Source organism: Lentilactobacillus sunkii DSM 19904, assembly GCF_001435575.1.
Taxonomy (GTDB): domain Bacteria; phylum Bacillota; class Bacilli; order Lactobacillales; family Lactobacillaceae; genus Lentilactobacillus; species Lentilactobacillus sunkii.
Window position 1 is genome coordinate 131,396 of the sequence record NZ_AZEA01000002.1, and the last position, 16,452, is coordinate 147,847.

The 16,452-nt window shown below is 44.0% G+C and carries 13 protein-coding genes; 4 read left to right on the top strand and 9 right to left on the bottom strand.

Translation table 11 applies throughout. From position 1 onward, the window contains the following. The first annotated feature begins 74 nt into the window (after window positions 1-74). On the top strand, window positions 75-911 hold the full coding sequence (locus FD17_RS02665) for an FAD synthetase family protein (protein ID WP_057823382.1): 837 nt from the start codon (window positions 75-77) through the stop codon (window positions 909-911). Window positions 912-967: 56 nt separating this feature from the next. On the opposite strand, the gene FD17_RS13370 is transcribed toward FD17_RS02665, so the two are convergent. Continuing rightward, entirely contained in the window at window positions 968-2,890 is a 1,923-nt protein-coding gene (locus FD17_RS13370) for a DUF5776 domain-containing protein (protein ID WP_057823384.1), read from the bottom strand. 409 nt (window positions 2,891-3,299) lie between these two features. Continuing rightward, window positions 3,300-4,286 carry a choloylglycine hydrolase family protein gene (locus FD17_RS02675; RefSeq protein WP_057823386.1) on the bottom strand — a complete coding sequence of 329 codons (987 nt, stop codon included), beginning with the start codon at window positions 4,284-4,286 and terminating at the stop codon, window positions 3,300-3,302. A gap of 416 nt (window positions 4,287-4,702) precedes the next feature. Between FD17_RS02675 and FD17_RS02680 the strand changes: the two genes are divergently transcribed. Beyond that, entirely contained in the window at window positions 4,703-6,676 is a 1,974-nt protein-coding gene (locus FD17_RS02680; protein ID WP_057823388.1) for a BspA family leucine-rich repeat surface protein, read from the top strand. A 78-nt stretch (window positions 6,677-6,754) separates the two neighbouring features. On the opposite strand, the gene guaD is transcribed toward FD17_RS02680, so the two are convergent. From guaD to FD17_RS02715, 7 genes are all read right to left on the bottom strand, one after another. After that, complete coding sequence (gene guaD, locus FD17_RS02685; protein WP_057823390.1) at window positions 6,755-8,104, bottom strand: guanine deaminase; 1,350 nt, start codon at window positions 8,102-8,104, stop codon at window positions 6,755-6,757. Between the two features lie 131 nt (window positions 8,105-8,235). After that, the gene (locus FD17_RS02690) at window positions 8,236-8,886 is read right to left on the bottom strand and encodes a CBS and ACT domain-containing protein (protein ID WP_057823392.1); all 651 of its coding nucleotides are present in this window, start codon (window positions 8,884-8,886) and stop codon (window positions 8,236-8,238) included. 2 nt (window positions 8,887-8,888) lie between these two features. Continuing rightward, entirely contained in the window at window positions 8,889-9,596 is a 708-nt protein-coding gene (locus FD17_RS02695; RefSeq protein ID WP_057823394.1) for an ABC transporter ATP-binding protein, read from the bottom strand. A gap of 3 nt (window positions 9,597-9,599) precedes the next feature. Continuing rightward, a complete protein-coding gene (locus FD17_RS02700) occupies window positions 9,600-10,382 on the bottom strand; it encodes an ABC transporter ATP-binding protein (protein WP_057823396.1) in 783 nt (260 codons plus the stop codon). Next, a complete protein-coding gene (locus FD17_RS02705) occupies window positions 10,379-11,296 on the bottom strand; it encodes a branched-chain amino acid ABC transporter permease (RefSeq protein ID WP_141737003.1) in 918 nt (305 codons plus the stop codon). The genes FD17_RS02700 and FD17_RS02705 overlap by 4 nt, the downstream gene beginning before the upstream one ends. A gap of 52 nt (window positions 11,297-11,348) precedes the next feature. Then, a complete protein-coding gene (locus FD17_RS02710; protein ID WP_057823404.1) occupies window positions 11,349-12,227 on the bottom strand; it encodes a branched-chain amino acid ABC transporter permease in 879 nt (292 codons plus the stop codon). Between the two features lie 251 nt (window positions 12,228-12,478). Then, window positions 12,479-13,675, bottom strand: a complete 1,197-nt coding sequence (locus FD17_RS02715; RefSeq protein WP_057823408.1) for an ABC transporter substrate-binding protein — start codon at window positions 13,673-13,675, stop codon at window positions 12,479-12,481. A 567-nt stretch (window positions 13,676-14,242) separates the two neighbouring features. On the opposite strand from FD17_RS02715, the gene FD17_RS02720 reads away from it, so the two are divergent. Both FD17_RS02720 and FD17_RS02725 read left to right on the top strand, forming a co-directional pair. Beyond that, window positions 14,243-14,938 carry a response regulator transcription factor gene (locus tag FD17_RS02720; protein ID WP_057823409.1) on the top strand — a complete coding sequence of 232 codons (696 nt, stop codon included), beginning with the start codon at window positions 14,243-14,245 and terminating at the stop codon, window positions 14,936-14,938. Between the two features lie 10 nt (window positions 14,939-14,948). Continuing rightward, window positions 14,949-16,367: a sensor histidine kinase gene (locus FD17_RS02725; protein WP_191983119.1), complete on the top strand. Its 1,419-nt coding sequence runs from the start codon at window positions 14,949-14,951 to the stop codon at window positions 16,365-16,367. The last annotated feature ends 85 nt before the right edge of the window (window positions 16,368-16,452 follow it).

Here is a 16,452-nt window from a genome sequence, read left to right on the forward strand (position 1 = left end):
AGTTTATCAAAGGCTGGAGACATAACGTTTCCAGCCTTTGACTTACATAGATTCAACTTCGAGGGGTGCAATAAATGAAAGTGATTTATCTAAATCAAAACTCGCAAGCACATCAACAAATTGCGACAGAACGCCCACTTGTATTGGCACTTGGTTTCTTTGATGGCGTTCATAAAGGCCACCAAAAAGTCATTGGGACAGCAAGAAGGATCGCCCATGAGCACGGATATGACCTCGCTGTCATGACGTTCAATCGCCATGCCTCACGAGTTTTTAATCATGGTAAAACCGCAAGCTTTCGCTACCTGACAACCTTGAAACAAAAGATTGAATTGGTAAAAGCAAATCAGGCCGATATTTTATACGTCATTGATTTCACCAAACAATTTGCGGCCCTTTCTCCCAAAACCTTTGTCACGCGTTACGTCCTGGGCCTCAATGCCAAAATTGTGGTTGCCGGATTTGATTACACCTTTGGCAAGGGTGGCACGACAACCATTGATTCACTTGGCAAAATCAGTGGCGGCAAGGTCAAAACTGTTACTGTCCATGAACTGTCCAGTGAGCAGCAGAAAATCAGTTCAACACGGATCAGACATTTAATTGGCGCTGGTGATATAGATGAAGCCGATCGCCTGTTGGGTCATCCTTACGAAACTACCGGCAAGCTGATTCACGCGCAGACAAATGGATTGTCCATCGTCAACCCTTCCAGCCGCCTGCAGCAGTTGCCGGAAAGCGGCCGCTATCACTGCGAAGTCCGGGTGGCTGACAAGACTGCCACCATCCCGGTGAAGGTCGTCCATACCAATGACGATCAGAGAGGCGGCATCATCTATATCAACCGCAAACGATTCCAGAAACTGCCGCATATCAATTCCTTACCTGTTTCGATTAAATGGCTTAAATAAAACAGTACAAAAAACGGAGGCCGAAGATAGATGGCCTCCGTTATTTTTCTTGTTCATTAACCAATCACTTTAACATACTTACCATTTGCAGTTACGTAACCGCCGGTAACATGGTAAACCTTTGTTCCGTGTTTCTTGGTGGAATACGGATGGGAATAAGTCCATGTCTTAACTTTTAGAACTGTGCCCTTCTTGATGAGCTTGGTTTTCTTGCTAAAGTTGGCATTGTTGTAACGATAGGCAGCTTTCTTAACTTTGATCTTGTGTGGCTGGTTCATCTTACCGCTGATCACCAACTTCCGGTTACCGGTAATGTAATGTCCGTTGCTTAACTGGTAACGAGTGGTCAGGTTGTGATGGACGATTGCTTTAACTTTCAGAACCGTACCCTGCTTGATGTTCTTAACCTTTCCTGTCAGGTTCTTATTAATATATTCATTCACACCGGTTGGGTTAATCACGGTCATAACGCCATGGTTACTTTGATAGTAGACTGGACGGACAAAGGACCAGCTTGCTGTGATATAGCCCCGTTTGCCATCAGTCTTACTGTGATGGTTAACGTCTTTTACAGCATAACGCAGAGCGCCATTCTTAGCCTGAGCAGTGCCGGTCACCACAAACATTGGACGGTTAATCCGTGGTTTCTTGGTGTAGCTGGCAATTCGTTCGCTCTTCTTAAAATCTTTGTTCTTGTAAACATAGATTGGCTTCAACGCATAAACTGCACTGCCCTTTTTAGCCTCCACTACCGGCTGATTACTTGGAGTCGGAGTTGGTTGAGGAGTTGGTGCAGGCGTTGGACTCGGTGTTGGATTTGGGGTAGGAACGGGATCTGGTTTTGGTGTCGGCTTTGGATCCGGGCCTGGTTTAGGTGGCGTTGTTGACTTGTTGTACCAAAAGATAACTGCCTGTGGCAATTCACCAGTTGAAAGTGATTTGGTCACATTGCCATTTTCAAAGGTGTTGTCTTTGGTACTGATCAATTCATACATCAAACTACTAGCCTTCTCGCATGTCTGGCATGTTAGGAACCCGTATGCCAGCGCTTCACTTCGAGCATCAGGATCAGTCAAAGTAGTGTATGAATCAACGGAATCTTGAGCTTCCATTTCCGCTTGCTCTTTAGTTGCACCATGCTCTATTGCGCCATCGTAGAAAAATTTATAAATCTTATCTTTATCGAAATCTGCATTCAGATACTGAATTCCTTGATTTTTCTTAAGTTCATAACCGCTGATGGTTGGTGCAGTAACAGTAGAATTGAAACCGGCTTTTTGATTCTGCCCGATTATTGTGGGATTTTGAATATCCTTCCCGGTCGTTGCGTCTTTATAGAATACCCGGATTAATTCTGGCAAATCAATGATCGCAGGAGCCTGTGGATAAAGGTGAACTCCCCTACCAGCTGTTGGAACAGGTGTGAACTCATAAATAATTTTGTTTGTAAATGCAATCTTATCATTGATATGGTTACTGTCTATAGACTTAGGAACGGAACTTGGTATTGGAGCAGAAACAAGATAGTTAAACCAATTTTGGGGATCCGTACCAAGTTCAGTTACTTGATATTGATCAGGTGTCAACTCTTGGCCATCATTAAATACATTTAACTTCATTGAAGTTGGCTTTTCACCGGCCTTTTGAAGAACAATTTGAAATTGATCCGGTCGTGTGAGGGTAGCAACAACGTCACCAGAGGCTCTCCACTGATAATCATGGTTGATAGTCACGTAATCGCCGGCATATTCTGACTGGTTTATGGGTCCAGTGTCGGGTTCATCAATAAATTTCAACAATGGATTGTTCTGCCACTTCGTCCAATTAACTGGATTCGACACACTCTCGTTGCTATGCGGATCAGTGGCAGCTTTGGAAATAATAGTTGTCATCCCTAGTGTCAGCATGAATGCCGCAACACTTGCTAAAATAATCATCAATTGTTGCAGCCAGTGTCGGGTACGAATTGTGTTAGTCATATGAATAACCCCCTTCGGCAGATGGAAAGCCAAGCATTCAGGTGGTATCTGTTCGCTTTTAATGACCGTTTCCATCCCTAGACTTCGGAATATTACAAAACAATTTGGAAATGTTTAACCAAACTGCTCTCTTGTTCACAACTATATGATAACGCTTTCGTTAAGATTTTTGTTGTAATTTGACTTATTATTTTAATCTCAAAAAGTGTCGTGTCTTGTTGTTCCTCATGGGATCACACTGTTTACAATCTGGTTATTATTATTCATTATAAGTTATATTTACACCATACTTTATCCTGGATTGGTAAAGAAAATAACATTGAGACAACATAAAATAAGAGCATCTCACTCCTGGCAGCCGGCCGGCGTAAGATGCTCTTATTAATCTTAATTGAAAGAATTTAGTATGTTATTTGTTCAGGTCTTGAAATTGCTGCTTTTTTTGAATGGGAAACTCTGTGGGCTGATCTCTATTCATCAATTCTTCGGTCAATGCGACTTTGTATATCGTCTGATCATCATATGGCTGCATATAATAGGTCAAATTTTGGGTATCCATGTAACCACGGTACTGGGTGTAATCCTCAGAACCATCCTTCTTAATCTTGACACCCTTTGGAATCTCAACTGAATTTAAAATATGGCTTAATTGTGTCACCGTCTGGTCTGTCGATACCTGATCAGTATATTCCCGCATGAATACGGTCCGGATAAATCTTGAAACAGAGGTGTAGTCACCAGGCAGTCCCAACCCACCGCTTCCGGGGCCAAATGACGTGACTTGATAGCCGTCATAATCTCGTGTTGGATGTGGAGTTGGCTTGAGTTGGGTATAGTTGCTCAAATTCTTCAAATGCCAACCAAAGTCTGGGCTGTTGGTCATAACCCCAACTGGATTCCTCATGTAACGGACGCCATCTTTGCCAACTTCCAGGACGTAGCTGTCCCCGGAATGATCCGTGATAATCCAGTGAAGCGGCACACTGAAGCCCATCAATTTGACTGGTGCAGAAACGATATTCAGATGTGCCAGAAGATTGGACAAATCGGCACAGCTGTCGGCGTTGCCTAAAATCCAATTCAGAACTTCATGTGGGGCAATGTTGGTTTTGCCATCTTTAAGTTCCTTGGCAAATTGGGCTTCACCACTAAAATACAGAGCTGCAGCACTTAGCCCCTTTTCATTGACGCCATCGACCAGGATATAATTGTCGAGATTCCGACCAGTTCCCACAAAACTGTATTGGGTATGATATTCTGATCCTTTTACATCACTTTGAAATGTTTGATCTCTGGGAATAACTACCGGCCGACCTTTTAGTTCAAAGCCAAAATCCATCGTTCGAGCTAAAAAGTTGTCGCCGGTTTCAGATAAGAAAGTTACGCTTGTACACATGTTTGTTTCGCCTCGTGATATTAGATTTAATCAATGAGTTAAGTTTACAAGGACAGTAGTTGATTGGCAATACAGGTCAATTAGTGGGCACTTTTTAAATAACGGTTTTGTAATACTCTTAAAGATACAATTATATAATTCATATACATACATGTTATAAACTACATCTAATAGAAAGTGGATCTCAACTTTCTTTGCTGGTATTTTTAGGAACATAAAAGTCTAACAACGAACGTACTCAACAGGCGTCTTAAGTTCAATCGCTAATTGAATCCGATCAAATTGAATAATGTACTTGTCCCTTTATCCAATTATTTTTTAACGCACCTTACCTTTACATGAGATTACCAAAGAGTTATATTGAAAGCGTACACATCTTGATGAGTTATCGATTGCAGTTTAAGGGGGTTATCGAAATGAATATTCGCAAAATTTCAGTTTGGACACTTGGTATTATTTTACTTCTTCTGATGATAGGCCCTGGTAATCCGGCCCAGGCATCTGCTTTGGCAAAACCTCGGATTAATAGAACCAGTCACCACGTTGCCGCCAACAAATTAAACACTAAGAAGTCAGCACGTGCACATGTCACTGCGAGTGAAGGTACGTGGGGGACGTGTCCTGTCACACTGTCCGATGATAAAGTGTTGACTATTTATCCCGGAACGTTGGGAACTAATGAAGAAATGCCATCATTTATTGACAGCTTTTCAGTTGATAAAATTATTTTTCGAAAAGGTGTTATTTTACCAAAGAATTCATCGAAACTGTTTTTTGCAATCGGAGTGAATAGCTTCGAAGGCATTAATGATCTTGATACCAGCCATGTAACAAATATGAGACAGATGTTCCAGTATGATCATGGCCTTCAGGGACACTTAGATCTTTCAAACTGGGACACAAGCAAAGTTACCAACATGGGCGGAATGTTTGCATCCTGTTTCGGGCTATCCAGCATCAATGTTGCCGATTGGGATACCAACAATGTAAACGATATGAATTATATGTTTGGAGAAGACCAATTCAAAGATATAGAAGTTTCGAATTGGAACACCGATAAAGTAACAGACATGGGGTCAATGTTTCAGGGTGACGAACAATTGACCCATTTAAACATCTCAAATTGGGACACCAACAACGTTATTTATATGCCTCAAATGTTTAAACGCATGCCCAAATTACAGTCGTTAAATCTAAGCAAATGGAATACCAGGAAGCTTCTTCCAAACCCAGATGGGCCTACACAAGATATTTTCACCGGCGACACGAACCTTTGGCAGCTTAAGCTTGGACCAAATACTGTTTTTGATGGAACCGAAGGCCTCATCACCCCACCCGGCAACAATACCGCGCTGCCTGATGGAAGTGGCAACTTGAATATCGGCCCAAAGTGGATGGCTGTTGATCAAAACGGTGTCGATAATGGTACCGGTGACGTTCATAATCCAGCAGGTCAAACCTATTCGGTCAACGAATTGTATCAAAAATACAATCCACAAACCACTAATGCACCAGTTGAAACTTACGTTTGGCAGCAAAAGACCGTCTCAGCACCCATCACCATCAAGTATGTCGATGAGAATGGCAATGTGATTCTGCCAGATAAACAAATCACTGGCGAATTCGGAAGTGCCTACGACGCTTCAACAGCTCAATATAAAGTTCCAACGATTAATTATAATGGAAGCATTTATAATTTGGATAACGCCAAACTTCCACCAATGACCGTACTGAAAGGCAATATTGGTGCCACCAAGCAAACCATCACATTCGTTTACCAAAAGGCACCAACACCAACCCCTAATCCAGTTAACCCGGTCAATCCTGTAGTTCCAAATCCACCGGTCACACCGGTGATTCCAACCAACCCAGAACAGCCAACAACTCCAGGTGGAACACAAACCAATTACGCTGCTGTCAAAGGTGAGGCAGTCTACGCCGTTAAGAAGATTTACATGTACAAGTCCCCTAATTTCAACAAATCAAATCGCAAGGTTCGTTACAACAAAGCGCAACGAACAAAGCGACCAATGTTTGTCGTAACCGGATATGCCCGTTCGAACAACGGTGCCTTGAGATACCGCGTTCGTGACGTTAACCATCAGACTAAAAATGCCGGGAAGAAAGGCTACGTCACTGCCAGCACGAAGCATGTGGTTCCGGTTTATTATCAATCTATCCCGAAATCACGTATCATCAAGGTAATTAACTCCAAGGGAATTCATGCTTACAAGAACAGGAATTTAACAGCCAGGGTTCATTCATACAAGAAGAATACCCGACTGCACGTCAAGAAGATCGTCAAGCACAACTTAACCACCCGTTATCAACTGACAAACGGTCGATATATTACTGGGAATAAGCTGTTCGTGATTCAATCGAAACGTTAAAAACAACTAAAAATGATTTATAGCAATAACAAAGGTGACACTGATATCTAATTATCGGCGTCACCTTTGTTTGTCATATTAACCTTTTGCCAGTCTTCCCTGAACAAAGACCTGCTTCACATCGTCTTTTGATGCATTATAAATGATCTTCTCAAAAATCTGGTCCATGGTTTCTTCATTAAATGACGGCATTGGTGATTTGACGACTTGCAAGTCAGCCAAATAGCCCGCTTTGATCTGGCCAGTCTTTATATGAAGGCTCTTAGCCCCACCAACTGTGGCAAGGTAGAAACCGTTTCTAGCTGAAATTGCATCGTTCTCAGTTCCCCTTTGAGCAGGATCCAGTTGAGAATTCACACCATCATGAAGCATCCGTGATGACATGACCGCCTGACGAATATTCTGGTACAAGCTTGGCGAATACCCGCCGGAAATGTCAGTTCCCAAGCCAACTTTGACATTCTGCTTCAAAAGCTTGCTAACTGGTAGAACGGCATTGCCAAAGTAGACGTTTGAAATCGGGCAATGGGCCACGGCAACTCCGCGTTCTTTAAAGGTATCCAGATCAGATTGATTCAGCAAAGTTCCGTGAGCCATTACCGATTTGTCAGTCAAGAGGCCATATTCATCAAGGACTTCTGCATCCCGTTTATGATAATGTTCCAAAGCAAAACCATTCTCCCAGTCACTTTCACTACAGTGGGATTGAACCGGCAGATCATACTTCCTCGCCAGCCTTCCCAACCCTTTCAAAGACGCCGGTGTACAGCTGGGCACAAACCGCGGTGTGATCACAGGTGTTTGTTGAATGTCAGCGGTCTTGTTTAATTCCATCATTTGTTTGATGAAGGTTTCCGTATCAGCAACTGCACTTTCTGCAGAAGCATCCCGATAGTAATCAGGTGTCTGATCCGGATTATCCATCGCGACTTTACCAATGAATCCGCGTTGATTATGGTTCATACAGGCTTTGGCCAACTCAAGGTTTGCCTGATTATGAGTCGTTCCAAAATACAGCACCGTGGTGGTTCCATTTCCCACCAGCTCGGTAACCAGGTTATCGTAAACCCGTTTGGCAAAGTCAACATCGGCATACTTCGCTTCAAGTGGAAATGTGTATGTATCCAGCCACTCATTTAACGGTCGATCCAACGCCACACCGGCATTCGGCCACTGTGGTGCGTGGACGTGAAGGTCGATGAAGCCCGGTAGCAGGTATTCGTCCAGTTTTAATGTGGTAAGTTGGCCAGCTTTATTGGCTTGCTCCTTAACTGCTGAAAAATCAGTTTCTGATTCATCGATGATTCGATCGATATATCCCACGCTATCAATGCAGATAAGTTGATGCTGCCGACACTCAATGGATGATTTGTCTGCTGATGTGATAGTGGGACCCTCGATTACTTTGACAATTGCGATAATGATCACTCCAAGTTTTCAAATTTACATTGACTTGAATATATCATTGAACCGCAAGTTTGAATAGGCTTAAATAATTGCTAACTAAAAAGGGCCACAGAAATTTCTGTAGCCCTCGGGGTTGAATCACATTTGGATTTTCAATCGACCTTCTTATAGTGAGCAGCTTCCTTCGCATCAAACCCGGCTTCCCGTAACTTGGAAGCAACCGAGACCCCATCTTCTTTATCGACATGGATTTCAACAACCTTGGTGGTCCCTTGGTGGGTGACCATTAACGTCTGAATATTTAAATCATTTTCAGCCATTATCTTGCCAATATCAAAAATTACTCCCGGCCGATCCTTTGGAATAAAGACCTGAACCACCGTGCCATCCTCGTTATAATCGGTGACGTCCAAGAACGCATCCAAAATATCGTTGTTGGTAATGATCCCGACAACATCCCCCTGATCGGTCACCGGCAAGACACCCACTTGATACTTTCTCATTTCATAAATGGCGTCTTCCAGAAAGTCATCTGCCTCGATGGTCCGAACCGTTGTCTCCATCACTTCTTTGACGGTCATTTTGTTCAATAAGTAGTTATATTCATAAATTGATAAACTTGTCGCTTTGGATGGTGAAGCCGCCTCAACGGTGCCTTGAGTGACCAGACCAACTAACTGTCCGTCACTAATCACCGGTAATCGGTGAATGTTATTTTCTTTCATCATATTCACCGCCACACTGACCTTGGTCTCGGGCGGCACGGTGATGACGTTGGTGGACATAAAATCTCTTACACTCATTTTTAACCTCCCAAATATGCCTTTTGGACATCTTTATTTGCCAGCAGCTCGTCGCCTGTACCGGTCATTTGGATCTTGCCGGTCGCTAAAACATACCCGCGATCAGCGATGGACAAAGCCTTTTTGGCGTTTTGCTCAATTAGTAGAACTGTTGTCCCCTGTTTGTTGATTTCTTTAATGATGTCAAAAATTTCATTGATAAAGATTGGTGCTAACCCCATGGATGGCTCGTCAAGCAAAATTAATTTCGGATTGGCCATCAATGCCCGGCCCATGGCAAGCATCTGCTGTTCACCACCGGATAATGTCGCGGCATCTTGATTCTTCCGCTGTTTCAAGATCGGAAATCGTTCAAAGACTTCATCAAAGTTTTGCTTAATCTTCGCCCGATCCTTCACCAGAAATGAGCCCATTTGAAGGTTCTCCATAACCGTCAAGCCGGCGAAAATGTGGCGGCCTTCAGGCACCTGTGAGATTCCATCCGCAACTACTTTCGGCGCAGACTTGGATTGAATTTCCTGATCCTCATAGGTAATCTTGCCGCTTTTGGGTCTCAACAATCCGGAAATTGTCTTTAGAATGGTAGATTTTCCGGCCCCGTTTGCGCCAATCAACGAAACAATTTCACCTTCGTTAATATTGAAGCTGACGCCTTTCACAGCGTTGATCACACCATAATTTACAAATAAATCATCGACTGTCAATAACATGGGTCAATCCACCTCCTCGCCAAGATAGGCTTTGATAACTGCCGGGTTCGATTGAATTTCGGCAGGCGTTCCCTTGGCCAGTAATGAGCCATGATCCAGAACGTAAATTCTTTGTGCCAAATTCATGACCAGCGACATGTCATGCTCGATCAACAAGATTGTGATGTGAAACTTTCGTTGAACCTTAATGATCAACTGCGTTAGTTCGGCTGTTTCCTCAGGGTTCATCCCAGCTGCCGGTTCATCCAAGAATAGAATTTGCGGTTCGGTTGCCAAAGCTCTGACAATTTCCAGCTTTCGTTGCGTCCCATAAGGCAGATTCTTCGCGAGAACATCAGTATCATTCTCCAATTCAAAGATTTCAAGCAGCTGTTTGGCCTTTTCAGCCAGCTGTTTTTCAGTCTTGTAATAACTTGGAAACCGAAAGATGGTGGGGATGAAGCCTTCTTTGACTTTACTGGTCATGGCAATTAAAACATTCTCCATAACCGTCAAGTCCTTGAACAAACGAATATTTTGAAACGTTCGCGACAACCCCATCTTGGCAATCGTATAAGCGGGTTTGCCATTTAACGGATAGGTCCCACTGTCGCTATTGAGTACGATTGACCCAGAAGATACCGGAATCACCCCAGTCAGCAAGTTAAACAGCGTCGTCTTGCCGGCACCGTTTGGACCAATCAGCGCTACTAATTCATTGGTATCCAGGTGCATGGAAACATTTGATACAGCAGTCAATCCGCTAAAGTTTTTAACCACGTTATCCACTTTCAAAAGCGTCCTCATGATTCAACACGCTCCTTTCGTTTGGATCGGCTGAACAGCCGCTTAACCGAGAACTCCCAAGTTCCAAGGAGTCCGGATGGTTTGAAGATCATGATCATGACCAACGCAATCGCGTAAATCACCATCCGCAGAGCACCGAAGTTCTGAAGCACCGTATCCAGCACCCCAAGGACAACTGCGGCCACAAACGTGCCGGTGATACTGCCGACACCGCCAAGGACGACGATGATCAGAATCGAAATTGATTCCATGATGCCAAAGTCGTTGGGGGCAATTGTCTGCAGGTATGAAGCGTGAAGCGAACCAGCCACTGCGGCAGTCGATGCCCCCAGGACGAAGGCGGCGAGTTTCCATTTGGTGATGTTAATCCCCATAGCTTCAGCGGCAATCTCATCTTCACGAACTGATTTAACTGCCCGGCCGGCCCGACTATGGATAAAGTTGACGATGATAATGGTAGTTAGACAAACCATGATGTAGACGGTCGGCCAGTCGGCAAATTGGGGAATGTTGAACATCCCGGCAGCCCCACCCGTCATCTTCAGGTTATTAATAATAATCCGGATGATTTCAGAAGCCCCCATGGTCGCGATGGCCAAATAGTCACCCCGAAGTCGCAAGGTTGGAATTCCAACGATTAGTGCAGCAATGATTGAAACGATAATGCCAATAAAGATTGAAGCATAGAATCCGACTGGTGAACTGGCAGTTTGGGTCACAATTGCGGTCGCATAGGCCCCAATCGCCATGAAGCCGGCATGCCCCAGTGAGAACTGACCGGCAAATCCAATAATCAGGTTCAACCCGGTTGCCAGAATGATGTTAATCCCGATGGTCACCAGCATGTTGGCAATGAATGAGTCGATCACCCCGACGAGAATCAGTGTATTGATGAGATAAAAGCCGGCAATCATCACGATCAGCCAAATCAAGTTGTATTTAAAATTTGCTTTCAAATGTGATCACCTACACTTTTTCTTTTGTATTCTTGCCAAATATTCCAGCTGGCAGAATCAGGAGAATGACGATCAAGACGAAGTAAACCACTGCGTCTTTGTATGCTGACAAGCCAATTGACTGAACGAATGTCTCCAGGATTCCGATGATAAAGCCACCGACAGATGCGCCGGGAACCGAACCGATGCCTCCAAGAACCGCTGCCACAAAGGCCTTGATTCCGGGTGTCATCCCCATAAGTGGGTCAATCGAGTTATAGTACAGCCCAATCAATACGCCGGCTGCCCCTGCCAAGGAGGAACCCAAGGCAAAGGTGAACGAAATGGTCCAATTGATGTTGATACCAACCAGTTCTGCGGCGTCGGCATCAACTGATACCGCCCGCATGGCCCGGCCCATCTTGGTCTTCTTAATAATCAATTGAAGTAAAATCATCAAAATACAAGAAGTGGCCAGAATGAGAATTTGAATATTTGAAATTTGGACCCCGCCGAGATGATAGTTCACCTGCTTAATAATTTGCGGGAAATCCCGGGTATTTGACGTAAACAGGTATGACATCCCATTTTCAAGCAGAAATGAGACGCCAATTGCAGTGATCAACGCGGTAATTCGTGGTGAATGGCGGAGCGGCCGGTACGCAAAGTACTCGATGATTACCCCGCTGGCGGCTCCTACCAACATGGCAGAAAGCAGTGCGCTGATGAAGTTGAAGTGCCACACGTTGATCACGTAGTACCCCCAGAAGGCGCCCAGCATGTAGATGTCGCCGTGGGCAAAGTTGATCAGCTTAATGATGCCGTAAACCATGGTGTACCCGAGAGCAAGTAATGCGTATATGCTTCCTAATGAAAGCCCGTTGATGATCTGCTGAAAAAATGTTTGCACGGTTGTGGATCTCCTCTCGTTGGTAGATTTGGTTTGATTTGTGATTTATTAGTTGTGATTTGTAGTTTTGGAGTTTGGGATTGGTTTGATATTTGTTTTTTTGAAATAGTCGTTGCTCGACTGCTACTTGGATTAGGACTGCTCCACGCAACTGATGCGGTGTGTAAGGAAAAAATGATTAAAATCCAAAATCGGGATTTTATCATTTTTTCCTTACACACCGCATCACCCGTTGCGTTCCGCACACTACACTATTTCACATTAAACGACTCACTAACCTTCCCCTTGGTCAGCTCTTCAATCGCAATCGGCTTCTCCGGGTTATGTTCCTTGTCCATTGTGATATTCCCGGTAACGCCGTCGAAGTTCTTGATCTTTGCCAAGCCCTTTGCGATTTTTACTGAATCTGCTGATTTTTCATTTTCAATTGCCTGCTTGATCATGTATACCGAATCGTATGCCAATGCTGAGAAGGTTGGTGCGTCCTGGTTATACTTTGCCTTGTACTTATTCATGAACTTCACAGCGGTTGGGTTTGCCTTCGCTACATCGTCCGAGAATGGGGTTGTGTAGTAAATCTTTGAGGCATTGTTGTTACCAGCGATTTGAGCCAGCTTAGGATCAGCCATTCCATCACTACCAACGATTGGCACATTGATGCCGGCTTGACGGGCCTGCTTGATGATCAAACCAATTTCTGTGTAATAACCCGGTGCGTAAATGGCATCAATTTTCTTTGATTTAAATGATGTCAAGACTGCATTGAAATCTTTGTCGCCAGCCGTGAAGAATTGGCTGTCAACGACTTTACCGGTGTAGGCTTTCTTAAATGCTTTTGCCAATCCGGTTCCATAATCACTTGAGTTGTCAGCATATACGGCAACCCGCTTAGCCTTCAAGGTGTTGGTCATAAACTTGGCAGCTGTTGCGCCTTGGAAATTGTTTTGGTAACAAGCTCTAAATACATATGGCTGAACTTTGCCGTTCTTCTTGAGCGTGTATGCCGGATCAGTCGCTGATGGACTGACACTCGGCACGGCTGCTTTGGTGATATTTGGAATTTCAGCGGTTCCGGCGTTGGTGGTTGCAGGGCCGACAATTGCGACCACTTTATCGTTGTTGGTCAACTGAGCGGCAACCGATGCTGATGTGTTGTTGGAAGTCTTGTTATCCCGAATCACCAGCTTGATCTTTTTCTTCTTGCCGTTGACGTTGATGCCGCCATCTTTGTTAATTTCAGATGCAGCTAATTGAATCCCCTGCTTTTGTGATTGGCCATAGCCGGCAGCTGCGCCGGAAAGTTCCATGTTGACACCAATCTTGATCGTGTTTCCAGTTGTTTGATTTCCCTTGGTCGTTGTCTTGGCGGTACTACATCCGGCAAAAACCCCTGCGGTCATTACAATTGCGGCCATGCTGACAACTTTTTTCATCGTGCTCTTCTTCATAAAATCTACCCACTTTCAATTTGTATGTATTTTGTCTAACTGCGAACTTCAATCATTTGGATCAGGTAACACCGATAAGCATCCCTCCTTGGGCAAATAAAAAACCTCATTCTTTAATGAATGAGGTTTTGAATCTGGATGTATCAAGCCCTCATCATTAAAAACGAAATAAGGGCTCAACTTGTATGATTGCCTGGTAGCTATTCACTACTTCGGAATCAATGTCGGGTCCTTGATTTTTAATAATAAGGCTAAATCCTGGTTGAAAGATGGTGCCACTCGGTTGTTAATAATTGAATTAATAAGTTTCATGACGCCGTCCTCCGTTTCCAAAATTTTATTATGAGTAGAACTATAATTTAGTTTTCATATTCTGTCAACTGTTTTAATAAAATGTTTTGTAACAGGATTCTGATAAAACCTCATAAACATGTTATTTAGTGCCGCTATTACCTGCTTTTTAGGCAAGCTACAATAACAGAGGCTTTCCGTTGCTTTTAAAAATTATTTGGGATAAGTTGGAACCAGAATCTGACAAAACAATTGATGAAAGCCGAGGCGGTCATTTTGACAAATACAATTCTGCTGGTTGAAGATGAAGAAGCTCTGAGCTCATACCTGATTCCGGAATTGAAGTTCGAGGATTATCAGGTCTATTTGGCAAAAGACGGCCTTGAAGCTTTACAGCTATATGATAATAATCGGGGAAATTTGGATTTGATTATATTAGATTGGATGTTGCCCAAATTGGACGGTCTGGAAGTTCTTCGACGCATTCGGAAAAATGACGACATTCCAATCATCATGATGACCGCCCGTGATTATGTCGGCGATAAAGTTGCAGGCTTGGACAGCGGTGCCGATGACTATATTACCAAACCATTTGAAATTGAAGAACTCCTCGCCCGGATTCGGGTCATGCTGCGTCACGAGAACAAGCATACGAAAAAGAGTGACTTATACACGGTCGAAGATTTAACGTTGAATACCAAATCGCGTCAGGTCACCCGGGTCAACAACCTGATCCAGCTGACGCAGCGGGAATACGAGCTGCTATTGACATTGATCCGTCATGCCGGCGACACCCTCACCAGAGATGAACTCTTGGACTCGGTATGGGGAGTTGATTTTGAAGGCCAACCCAACGTTGTTGACGTCTATATTCGCTACCTGCGTAATAAAGTGGATCGCAATTATCCAAAGCAATTGATCCATACCGTCCGCGGAATTGGTTACGTCTTATCTGGAAATTATCAGGAATAGGAGAATCAGCGTGCGAAGAAAAAAACGTCAGACTACTTTTCAAGCAATCCGCCATAATTTTATTATTTTATTTTCCTGCTTTGCCTTTTTGACCGGAACAGCAGTCGTGATTGTTGTCGGCGTCAACCTGGTTCACCAGCGCCAGACCGAGTCGGTGGAACTCCTGCGAAGCTTAAATCGATCTTTCATTGACGATAAGCCCGACTGGCACCAGTGGCGGCGCAACAGCAGTATTAATACTCAGGATACTTACGTCAGAGTCTCCAGTCAGGCCATTTCACAAGAGCAATCAGTGTTATTTTACTCTAAAGGTGCAAAACAATTTCTGGCAGCCAAACCAAATGAAATCTCAAAAATCATTCATCTGCCTTTCTTTCCCGCCCTCATTTACGCGAAGGGATACGGCCTATTTTACTATCGGTCAGGTGTCCGGCACGGAGATCAAAAAAATATACATTCCGAAATTTGGATCAGTCTCAATCCGATCATCAAAACGTTAGGCTCAGTGGTCTTGGTCGTCATCATCGTCTTAATTTTGGGATTAATTCTGGGCTGGTTCCTAATCTCACTGATTGCCAAACGCCTGACAAGATCCTTGCGTTTATTGCAGGAAACAGCTCAACAGCAAAGTAAGTCGGTCACAAATGTTGAAAATCTGCTTCCGGTTCCCGACTCGCCAACTGAAGTTCATGAACTCTCGGCCAGCTTCAACGCACTACTAACAGCAATTATTGAGAATAATAATAAAGAAAAAGCCTTCATTTCAAACGCCTCCCATGAACTACGGACGCCAATTGCCGCGATTCGTGGTCACATTTCACTCGTCAAGCGCCGGGGTAAAGAGCATCCGGAAATCATCGATCGTTCACTGAATTTTATTGATGATGAGTCAGCGAAAATGCAGGCGCTGGTTAACAGTCTGCTGGCCCTTTCACGGGCTGACAAGGAAGTCGTTGAAAAGAGCCGCTTTGACTTGGTCGGTATTGTGAATGAAACCGTAGAAGAAGAACGCGTCGTTCTCAAACAACCGATCAAAGTTATTGGTGAGCCTTCCATGATGGTAGTTGCAAACCAAACCAACATTTCACAGATTTTGTCAGTCTTACTCGATAATGCCGGCAAATATTCTCCTAAATCAGCCGACATCACAGTTCTGATTCACCAGGATAACGGTCAGACGACCCTCTCTGTCCAAGACACGGGGGCAAGTATTGCCGACGAAGATAAGCAGCATATCTTTGACCGCTTTTATCGCGGCGATCATGCTCATAACAGCCAGATAGCCGGGAATGGGCTTGGACTGTCGATCGCCTCTCAACTGGCAAAATTGAATAATCTGACCATTACAGTGACCGATATTCAGCCCCAGGGTGTCAGCTTTAACGTGATATTTCCAAAGGATGGACCGCTTGCCAATCAACCAAACTGAGAAATTCACAGAATCTGCTCATCTCAAGCTACGTTCACACTTGATTGGAAACAGCTATCATGATCACATCAAATGAATTGAGGTA

Bases quoted from the DNA above. Each gene is read 5' to 3' on its own strand.
- FD17_RS02665 (WP_057823382.1), top strand. From the start codon at position 75: ATGAAAGTGATTTATCTAAATCAAAACTCGCAAGCACATCAACAAATT.
- FD17_RS13370 (WP_057823384.1), bottom strand. From the start codon at position 2,890: ATGACTAACACAATTCGTACCCGACACTGGCTGCAACAATTGATGATT.
- FD17_RS02675 (WP_057823386.1), bottom strand. From the start codon at position 4,286: ATGTGTACAAGCGTAACTTTCTTATCTGAAACCGGCGACAACTTTTTA.
- FD17_RS02680 (WP_057823388.1), top strand. From the start codon at position 4,703: ATGAATATTCGCAAAATTTCAGTTTGGACACTTGGTATTATTTTACTT.
- FD17_RS02690 (WP_057823392.1), bottom strand. From the start codon at position 8,886: ATGAGTGTAAGAGATTTTATGTCCACCAACGTCATCACCGTGCCGCCC.
- FD17_RS02695 (WP_057823394.1), bottom strand. From the start codon at position 9,596: ATGTTATTGACAGTCGATGATTTATTTGTAAATTATGGTGTGATCAAC.
- FD17_RS02700 (WP_057823396.1), bottom strand. From the start codon at position 10,382: ATGAGGACGCTTTTGAAAGTGGATAACGTGGTTAAAAACTTTAGCGGA.
- FD17_RS02705 (WP_141737003.1), bottom strand. From the start codon at position 11,296: ATGATTGCCGGCTTTTATCTCATCAATACACTGATTCTCGTCGGGGTG.
- FD17_RS02715 (WP_057823408.1), bottom strand. From the start codon at position 13,675: ATGAAGAAGAGCACGATGAAAAAAGTTGTCAGCATGGCCGCAATTGTA.